The sequence below is a fragment of the Acidovorax sp. GW821-FHT10E03 genome (assembly GCF_059415205.1).
This window is the reverse complement of the sequence record NZ_JBWKMU010000020.1, coordinates 59,467-68,027: the sequence shown is the minus strand read 5'-3', so window position 1 is coordinate 68,027 and position 8,561 is coordinate 59,467. Positions and strand designations below refer to the sequence as shown.

General features: G+C 68.4%; 8 protein-coding genes and 1 pseudogene. 6 read left to right on the top strand and 3 right to left on the bottom strand.

The window, feature by feature from the left end; genetic code table 11:
* A pseudogene (locus tag AC07OD_RS27575) lies at positions 1–188 on the bottom strand (single-stranded DNA-binding protein); the annotation flags it as partial.
* Here AC07OD_RS27575 and AC07OD_RS27570 point away from each other — a divergent pair.
* Positions 187–558: a helix-turn-helix domain-containing protein gene (locus tag AC07OD_RS27570; RefSeq protein ID WP_494598527.1), complete on the top strand. Its 372-nt coding sequence runs from the start codon at positions 187–189 to the stop codon at positions 556–558. The pseudogene AC07OD_RS27575 and the gene AC07OD_RS27570 sit on opposite strands and share 2 nt — an antisense overlap.
* A 112-nt stretch (positions 559–670) precedes the next feature.
* Positions 671–1,951, top strand: a complete 1,281-nt coding sequence (locus AC07OD_RS27565; protein ID WP_494598526.1) for a purine-cytosine permease family protein — start codon at positions 671–673, stop codon at positions 1,949–1,951.
* Between the two features lie 68 nt (positions 1,952–2,019).
* Here AC07OD_RS27565 and thiD read toward each other — a convergent pair whose 3' ends face one another.
* Positions 2,020–2,868, bottom strand: coding sequence for a bifunctional hydroxymethylpyrimidine kinase/phosphomethylpyrimidine kinase (thiD, locus tag AC07OD_RS27560; protein WP_218340986.1), 849 nt, complete (start codon positions 2,866–2,868; stop codon positions 2,020–2,022).
* A 290-nt stretch (positions 2,869–3,158) separates the two neighbouring features.
* On the opposite strand from thiD, the gene AC07OD_RS27555 reads away from it, so the two are divergent.
* The 4 genes from AC07OD_RS27555 (at position 3,159) to thiE (ending at position 6,268) form a co-directional block, all read left to right on the top strand.
* Entirely contained in the window at positions 3,159–4,283 is a 1,125-nt protein-coding gene (locus AC07OD_RS27555) for an FAD-dependent oxidoreductase (protein ID WP_494598525.1), read from the top strand.
* Positions 4,280–4,477 (top strand): sulfur carrier protein ThiS, encoded by a 198-nt coding sequence (gene thiS, locus AC07OD_RS27550; RefSeq protein ID WP_057272784.1) that lies wholly within the window; start codon positions 4,280–4,282, stop codon positions 4,475–4,477. The genes AC07OD_RS27555 and thiS overlap by 4 nt, the downstream gene beginning before the upstream one ends.
* An 83-nt stretch (positions 4,478–4,560) precedes the next feature.
* Positions 4,561–5,373 carry a thiazole synthase gene (locus AC07OD_RS27545; protein WP_494598524.1) on the top strand — a complete coding sequence of 271 codons (813 nt, stop codon included), beginning with the start codon at positions 4,561–4,563 and terminating at the stop codon, positions 5,371–5,373.
* Positions 5,366–6,268, top strand: a complete 903-nt coding sequence (gene thiE / locus AC07OD_RS27540; RefSeq protein WP_494598528.1) for a thiamine phosphate synthase — start codon at positions 5,366–5,368, stop codon at positions 6,266–6,268. The genes AC07OD_RS27545 and thiE overlap by 8 nt, the downstream gene beginning before the upstream one ends.
* A gap of 39 nt (positions 6,269–6,307) precedes the next feature.
* Here thiE and AC07OD_RS27535 read toward each other — a convergent pair whose 3' ends face one another.
* On the bottom strand, positions 6,308–8,509 hold the full coding sequence (locus tag AC07OD_RS27535; RefSeq protein ID WP_494598523.1) for a hypothetical protein: 2,202 nt from the start codon (positions 8,507–8,509) through the stop codon (positions 6,308–6,310).
* Positions 8,510–8,561 lie beyond the last annotated feature (52 nt).

The following is an 8,561-nucleotide window of genomic DNA, read 5'->3' as shown; positions in this document are numbered from 1 at the left end:
AGTGCCGCGCCCTGCTCGTCCTTTTCCAGGATGATTTCGGTTTTCTCGGGGTACGGGTTTTTCTTGCCGGTCCGGTCAAAGGTGTGGAACCAGACGGTTTGGAAGTTCAGGGAGTAGGGTTTGCCGGATGCTTTGGCGTTGCCGCTTTGGTTGCGAACTTCCGTTGACGTTACGGACACTTGGATCATGAGAACTCCTGTTGCAAAATTAGCACTAGCGCTAATTCGGCGAGACTTTACATCCAGTGCTAATTATTTACAACCGGTGTCAATCATGAATGTTGCGGAAACGATCACTAAAGCAGCGAAGGTCTTCGGTAGCCAGAAGGCACTTGCAGAGGCGCTGGGAGAGAAGGAATCCAGCTTGAGCGCCTTCAAAAAAGGGCGGCCAATCAGCTACAAAAAGCTGGCCCAAATTGCGGCGGTCGCTGGTCTACGAGAAGAAGCGACACGCATCCTGTTGGAAGGAATGGCCGAATCTTTAGATGAAAATATCGAGCATGAAGCGGAAGCGAAGGCGGGCATCACAGCTATGCTCGCCGCGTTCCCTCGAACCTGATTGAGATCATCCTCGCGCAGGGAAGCACGTCCGCCTCGGCAGAGCCCAGAATGAAATGACTTTGGGGCGCGCTGGCGGGCCGCCCCTGCTCTGTACTGCCACGGAGCCTGCCATGTCCTCATCCCCCGCCGCGCCCGCCACCAACGAAGCGCTGGCCCCCGTCTCCCCCGACCGCCGCGTCTTCCAATGGCATGACCACGCCTCGCTCTGGTTCAGCCTGGGCGTGGGCCTGCTGGTCATGCAGGTGGGCGCCTACCTGATGCCCGCGCTGGGCACGCAAGAGGCGCTGATCGCCATCGTCTGCGGCTCCATCGTGGGCGCGGGCCTGCTGGGCTGGGTGGCCAAGCTGGGCTGCGACAGCGGCCTGGCCAGCGCCGGGCTGATGCATGCCGTCTATGGCCGCACGTTCGCCAGCCTGCCGATCATCCTGAACATCGTGCAGCTGGTCGGCTGGGGCACGTTCGAGCTGGTGGTGATGCGCGACGCCACGGTGGCCATCGGCCAGCAGTCCGGCACCATGGCCGGCGCGCATTGGCCCGTGCTGGCCACGCTGCTGTGGGGCGGCGTGGTGATGCTGCTCATCAGCGGATCGATGGTGCAGCTGGTGCGCAAGGTGATCGCGCGCGTGGCGCTGCCGCTGGTGGTGCTGTCGCTGCTGTGGCTGTCGTGGCAGTTCCTGTCGCTGGCGCAGGCCCAGGGTTTTGAAGCGCTGTGGACGCGCAAGGGCGAAGGCGGCATGGGCGTGCTGCCCGCGCTGGACCTGGTGATCGCCATGCCCATCTCGTGGCTGCCGCTGGTGGCCGACTATGCGCGCCACGGCAAGAACGGCGGCTCCGCATTGCGCGGCACGTGGCTGGGCTACGCGCTGGCCAACATGTGGTGCTACACGCTCGGTGTGCTGGTGGCGCTGACGCTGCCCAGCAAGGATCTGGTGCAGGCCCTGTTGCTGGCCCAGGGCGGGCTGATCGCGCTGTCGCTGATCCTGATCGACGAGGTGGACAACGCCTATGGCGACACGTATTCGGGCGCGGTGTCGGCACACAGCCTGCTGCCGCGCTGGGGCGTACGCAAGTGGGGCCTGGCCATGGCTGCGGTGTGTACCGCCCTCGCGCTGGTGCTGCCCATGCACAGCCTGGAGCCATTTTTGCTGCTGCTCAGCTCGGTGTTCGTGCCGCTGTTCGGCGTGATCCTGGGGCGGCTGGCCTTTGGCGCCAACGCACCCGCGCTGCTCGCTGCGGCACGCCGGGTGAACGCGGCCCCGGTGACGATCTGGCTGGTGGGGATTGCCGTCTACCACCTGGCCCCGCAGGTGGTGCCGGGCGCGGGCTCGGCGCTGCCGGCGTTGGCGTTCAGTTTTGTGCTGGCCTGGGCCACACGGCCACGGGTGCGTTGAATCGCTATTGAATTGTGAGCATCTAGCGCTTGCTGGATAAGCGCCCGAGGCCAAAAACAATCAAACCTTTAAAGCACCAGCTGCGCCACGGGCGCATGGCCGTGGTTGAGCGGGCCATGGCCACGGCCGGTGGTCACATCGGCCCCTGCCGCGATGGCGCCCAGAATGTAGGCACGCGCGCGCTCCACCGCCTGCTGCAAGGGCAGGCCCCGCGCCAGGTGTGCCGCGATGGCCGATGACAGGGTGCAGCCCGTGCCATGCCCGTTGTGCGTGGCAATGCGTGCGGACTCCAGCCGCTGCCGCACGCCGCCGCGTGTGGCCAGGACATCCACCACCCAGTCTCCGGGCAGGTGGCCGCCCTTGAGCAGCGCCGCCGGGGCGCCCAGGGCCAGCAGCCCGTCCACCGCAGCTGCCAGCGCATCCACGCCCTCGATCGTGCGCCCCAGCAGCCAGCCGGCCTCGTCCAGGTTGGGGGTGATCACCTCGGCCAGCGGAAACAGCTCCTGCACCAGCACGTTCACGGTTTCCGCGGCGATGAGCCGGTCGCCGCTGGTGGCCACCATCACCGGGTCGAGCACCACGTGCGGCAGCTGGTAGGTGCGGATGGCATCGGCCACCACGCGCACCACTTCGGGCGAATGCAGCATGCCGATCTTGACCGCGTCCACGCCGATGTCCTGCACCACGGCATCGATCTGGGCCTTGAGCATCTCGGGCGGAATGCCGTGGATGCCCGTGACGCCGCAGGTGTTCTGGGCCGTGATGGCGGTGATGGCCGTCATGCCGTAGCAGCCCAGGGCGCTGAAGGTCTTGAGGTCGGCCTGGATGCCCGCCCCGCCGCCGCTGTCGGAACCGGCGATGGAAAGCACGCGTACATAGCGGCGTGCTGCGGAGGTCGGGGGAATCAATGAAGTCATGGCAAAAATTATGGCCTATGCGTTAGCGCAAAAAGAGCTGCCACGGGTTGTGCTGTAATTGATTTTTCCGGACGAAACAGGGGTGTCCCGCGGTCGAGAACTGAACAGGTTCTTGGGTGCGCGACTGAGAAATACCCTGGGGCACCACAGAACACTGCGCACCGCGCGGCGCGTACTGGCCCCGCTACCCGATCCAGGTCATGCTGGCGTGGGGAGTTTCCAAGAGCGGCTCTGCCCCCGTTTTGTCCATGGTTGCCAGCCAACACACAGACAGACAGACAGACGGACTTATGCCACTTCAACCCTCTTCTTTTGCCATTCTGGGCGCGGGCCTCATGGGCCGATTGCTGGCGGTGGAGCTGGCCCGCCAGGGGCACCGTGTGGACATCTATGACGCGGGCAGCCCGGCCGCCGAGCATTCGGCCGCGACCGTGGCCGCCGCCATGCTGGCGCCGCTGGCCGAATCGGCCATCACCGAGCCCGGCGTGGTGCGCATGGGCCACCATGCCCTCACCCGCTGGCCGCAGCTGCTGGCGGCGCTGGCCGAGCCCGTGTTCTTCCAGCAGGCCGGCACGCTCATCGTGTGGCACCGGCAGGACGCGGCCGAAGCCCAGCGGCTCACGCGCCTGCTGGAGGCCAACCAGCACACGGTGCCCGAGCTGCCCGCGCTGCAAAAGCTCGACGGCGCCGCGCTGGCCCAGGCGGAGCCCACGCTGGCGCAGCGCTTTGCGCAGGGGCTGTACCTGCCCGGTGAAGGCCAGCTCGACAACCGGCAGCTGCTGGCAGCCCTGGTGGTGGAAATGCAGCGGCTGTCCGTGCGCGCGCACTGGCACGCGCCCCGGTCGCCCGAGGCCTTTGCGCCCGACGCCCCCGGCCAGCCCGACTGGGTGCTGGACTGCCGCGGCCTCGGTGCCAGGGCCCAATGGCCCGCGTTGCGGGGTGTGCGGGGCGAGGTGGTGCGCATCCACGCACCGGATGTCACGCTGCAGCGCCCCACGCGGCTGGTGCACCCGCGCTACCCGATCTACATCGCGCCCAAACAAGACCATCTGTTCGTGATCGGCGCGACCGAGATCGAATCGGACGACCTCTCGCCCGCCAGCGTGCGATCGACGCTGGAGCTGCTCTCCGCCGCCTACGCCGTGCACCCCGGCTTCGCGGAAGGCCGCATCCTGGAGCTGGCCACGCAGTGCCGCCCCACGCTGCCCGACAACCTGCCCGCCATCCGCCAGCCGCGCCGGGGCGTGCTGGAGATCAATGGCCTGTACCGCCACGGCTTCATGATCGCGCCGGCGATGCTGGATGTGACGCTGGAAGTGCTGAACGCGGGACAATCGCAGCTTTCGCAACGTTTTGACCTCGCGCTGGACCTGAAACCCGCCTCCCAGTCCAGCGCGGCCGCTGCCTTCGCATGAACATCTCCATCAACCAGATCCCGCATGAACTGCCCGAAGGGGCCACCGTGGCCGATGCCGTGGCCGCCATCGCGGCACGCCCTCCGTTTGCGGTGGCCGTGAACACCCACTTTGTGCCCAACACCCGCTACGCCGCGCAGGCCCTGCAGCCCGGCGACCGCGTGGAAATCATCTCGCCCGTGACGGGGGGCTGACCCCCGGCCTTCTTTCTTGAGACAAATTGGCCCTTGGCGCTTATCCACAAAGCGCTAGCAGCTATTAAAAAGATAGTAAATTCATGACCACCTCGACGCCCCAAGACCCCCTGGTGCTGTACGGCCAACAGTTCGCCGGCCGCCTGCTGCTGGGCACCTCGCGCTACCCATCCCCTGCGGTGCTCGAAGCCGCCGTGCTGCGCGCGCAGCCCGCCATGGTCACCGCGTCATTGCGCCGCCAGGGCAGCAACCCGGCCGAAAGCGGCAGCAGCTTCTGGGAGCTGCTGCGCAAGCTCAACGTGCCCGTGCTGCCCAACACCGCCGGCTGCCACAGCGCGCAAGAGGCCATCACCACCGCGCAGATGGCGCGAGAGGTGTTCAACACACCGTGGATCAAGCTGGAGCTGATCGGCGACGACTACACGCTGCAGCCCGACACGCTGAACCTGGTGGGCGTGGCGGAACACCTCATCAAGGAAGGTTTTCAGGTGCTGCCGTACTGCACGGAAGACCTGGTGCTGTGCCAGCGGCTCGTCGATGTGGGCTGCCAGGCCGTCATGCCCTGGGCAGCGCCCATCGGCACCGGGCGTGGCCCCGTGAACCCCTATGCACTGCAGACGCTGCGCGAGCGCCTCGATGTGCCCATGCTCGTGGATGCGGGCCTGGGCCTGCCGTCGCATGCCTGCCAGGTGATGGAATGGGGCTATGACGGCGTGCTGCTGAACACCGCCGTGGCCCTGGCGCAGGACCCGGTGGCCATGGCGGGCGCGTTCGCCGACGCCGTGAATGCCGGGCGTGCCGCGAGCAAGGCCGGTGCCATGGCGGCGCAGGAGGCCGCCCAGCCCAGCACGCCCGTGCTCGGCACGCCCTTCTGGCACCATGAACAACATGCGTGACGACACCAGCGCCATGGTGCAGGCCCTTCTTGCGCACCACGCCACCACCTTCGCGGGCTTTGGCGCCGAGCCTGCCCCGGAGCCCACGCGGCCGGAACCCGCCTACCTGGCAGCCCTGCAGGCCTGCAGCACGCTGGGCTTCATTGCCCACGACGCGGAATGCCTGGCCCAGGCCTGGCTGGCGCAGAGCCTGCGCACGGGCGCCTTCCAGCCAGCCCAGTGGCCCGACGAGCCACAGGACTTTGGCCTGGTGCCCCGGCCGCGCGCCGATGCGTTCGCCCCCTGCCCGGAAAGGCTGGGCCTGTACGCCGTGCTGCCGGATGCCAGCTGGGTGGGCCGCATGGCCCGCGCGGGCGTGCCCACGGTGCAGCTGCGCTTCAAATCCGCCGACGAGCACGCGATTGCGCAGGAGGTCCACGCCGCCGTGCAGGCGGTCGAGGGCACGGGCGCCCTGCTGTTCATCAATGACCATTGGCGCGTGGCCATCCAGGCGGGCGCCTACGGCATCCACCTGGGCCAGGAAGACCTGGATGCACTGGCCCCCGACGAGCTTCAGGCGCTGCGCGCTTCGGGCCTGCGCCTGGGGGTCAGCACCCATGGCTACGCGGAAATGGTGCGCGCAGATGCCGTGGGGCCCAGCTACATTGCCATGGGTGCCGTGTTTCCCACCACCCTCAAGAAGATGGCCACGGCGCCACAGGGCGTGGGCCGGCTGGGTGCCTATGCGCGCCTGCTGCGCCACTACCCCCAGGTGGCCATTGGCGGCATCGGGGCGGAGCAGTTTGCCCAGGTGCGCGCCACGGGCGTGGGGTCCATCGCCGTCGTGCGGGCCATCGTCAATGCCTCCGACCCCGAAGCCGCGGCCGCGCAGCTCATGCGCGGGATGGTGGAGTAAGGCCAGGCCCGCGGGGGCGGGAGGGCGCGCCGCCGCGGCCTAGCTGCGGTCGGCCTTCTTCTGCTCCAGCTCCAGCCGCAGCTCCACCAGGTCGTTGTCCATGCCGAAGCCCACCGCCTGGCCCGAGGACGGTGGCGCGGTCACGGGCACGGGCGGCAAATCGCTGAGCGTCAGGTGGGGCGGCTCCGAGAGATCGAGGTCCAGCGGCGCACCCCGGGTGTCAGCGTCGGGCATGGAAGGCGCGGTGGCCGCCAGTTCCTGCGGCGGCCATCCTGTGGCCGAAGGCATTTCGCCCAGAGCGAACTCCAGGCTCGCGGACAGCGAATCCAGCGGCAGGCCGCCCCCCGCTGTGCTTGCCGGCGCCACGGGCGGCGCTGCCAGCACCTGCGCGTCGACACGCGGCTCGGCCAGTGGCGTGGTGCGCTTGCGGGGCGCCGGCGCGCCCCGGGCGCTTGCCGGGGTGGTCTGCGCGATGGCCAGCAGCAGCAGCAGGTCGTCGTAGGCCGCCAGATCAAACGGTTCCACCGACACGGCGCCGTCCTGCCGGAACAGCAATTTCTCCAGCAGCCCGAGCACGGACGGAGAGGTCCATTCGGCCTCGATCTCCGCCAGCGCATCGGTGTAGTGATAGAGCATGCGGCCGGTGCGGTGGAAGCCGGTAAATTCGGGCACCTGCGCATTGAACGAGCGCATGAACTGTGCGCGCAGTTGCGAGAACTCCTCCACCCGGCTCAGCGTGTGATAAAGCCGCAGAAGCTCCAGATACGCCAGGGGCGAGGTATCGCCCCGCTCGGCGATGTGCTTCTTGAGCACCTCGATGGCCTGCTGGTGCTCCCCCACCGAAATGAAGAACTCGGCCTGCTGCTGAATGTCGAAGAGCTCTTCGGGGCTGACGATGTGCAGCACGGGCTGGGGCGGTGCTGCAGCGGGGGGCGGGCTGGCCGGCAGCGGCGCGGGCGCACTCGGCACGGGGGCGGTGGCCACGAAGGCGGGCCCGGGCGCCGCGGATGCGGTGGAAGCCACTGCCGCCGCTTCGGAAGCCGGGGACTCGCCGGACGACAGCCAGGCATCGCCCGGATGGGGCGCAAGGCCCAGGGCGGCTTCGTGCGCGGCCATTGCATCGCGCCCGCCCAGCGCCGCCACGGAATCGCGCCACGCGCGCACCGCCTTGTCGGAGGCGCTGCGCAAGCGCGTCCATGTCCACGCCGCGAACAGCAATGCCAGCAACAGCAAGCCGCCCAGCACATACACCACCGTGGCCGGGAATCTGTCGTTCTCGGCCAGTTCCAGCTGCTGCTGCAACTGCGCCGCGCTGGCCCGGTCGCGGGCCGCCTGCGCACGCAGCGTGGCCACATCGTTCTCCAGCGCCTTGAGCCGGCCGCTGTCCTGGCGGGCATCATCCGGCTGGGCATTCAGCGCCTTCCACACGGCGGCGGCCTCGGTGCGCTGCGCGGAGGCTTGCTCCGAAGGAAGGGCCAGCAGCCCGGGCGATGAACGCAATGCCACCGGCCGGTCCACCCAGATATCGAGCGGCTCGACCACGAGCCGGGCCTGGTCCGCAGGCCTTGCCACCTGCGCCGTGCCCTTGGCCGGGGGCAACGCGGCGCTGGCCGGGGGCCGTGCCGTGCCGCGCGCTGGCTGCCGTGCGGGCGCACTGCGGGAAACGGGCTCCGCCGCGCCGGCAGGAGGCGGTGCCGTGGCGGGCCGGATCGCGGAAGGCGATGGTGCAGAAGGTGCCGCCGCGGGTGCTGCCGGCCTGGCCGCTCGCTGGCCCGCCGCGCCCGGGGACGCACCGGGGGCTTCCGCGCCACCTTCGGGGAAAGAAGGCAGCCGCGCGACATCGATCGGCGCCGCCGACCGGGCCATCGTGACGGGAAGTTCCGCAAGAAAAGTGTAGGTGCGCGTGACCTTGCCCGTGCATCCCGCCGACAAGGTGACCAGCAACACAGGCTCATCCACGGCGATGGCCGCCTGCACCCGCACGGCCGGTGAACGCCCGCGCATGTCGGGCAGGGGCACGACACGCACCCTGGCATCGCCAACCGGCGTATCCCCCGCCTTCAGCTGCGCCGTCACACAGGAAGAGGCCACGTCCGTGCCTGGATCGGGCTGCACATCGAACGACAGATCCACCGGTGCACCCAACACCACCGTGCCTCTGCTGCCTCCCAGCGAAAGTGCCGAGGCGCCCGCAGCAACCACCCACAGACCGGTCCCAAAAATGGTGTTACGGATTTTCACAATAAATTCTGTTTTTGGCGCAGCCCATTCTTGCACATAAGTCCCACGCAAC